Origin of the sequence: Clostridium sp. MCC328, assembly GCF_018785465.1 — a bacterium.
GTDB lineage: Bacteria > Bacillota > Clostridia > Lachnospirales > Lachnospiraceae > Pilosibacter > Pilosibacter fragilis.
The window spans coordinates 1-284 of sequence record NZ_WQPW01000150.1 but is presented as its reverse complement, the minus strand read 5'-3'; the positions used below and the strand labels follow the sequence as shown (position 1 = coordinate 284).

Sequence of the window (284 nt, the reverse complement as noted above, 5' to 3'; positions counted from 1 at the left end):
CCGTCGCCGTATTCATAGCATACGCCCAGCCGGTACATACCTTCACCGTAGCGCTGATACGCCGCCGCGCGCACCCAGTGCACGGCCTCGGCAGCGTCGGCTTCCACGCCGATCCCGTCGTGGAAGGCGCGGGCGAGCAGCATCTGTCCGCGGGGCGAACCGTATTCCGCCGCCTTGCAGTATAACTCGGCAGCCTTTTCCGCATCCGGAGCCGTGCCAATGCCGTATTGATAGCACACGCCCAAGCAGCACACCGCATTCAGGCTCCCCATTTCCACCGCCTG

Annotated in this window: 1 protein-coding gene; it reads right to left on the bottom strand. The window is 64.8% G+C overall.

Annotated features, from left to right (window positions below):
• Positions 1-272: tetratricopeptide repeat protein (locus GPK83_RS16455; protein WP_215705320.1), on the bottom strand; the 272-nt coding region annotated here is incomplete at its 3' end.
• Between the last annotated feature and the right edge of the window lie 12 nt (positions 273-284).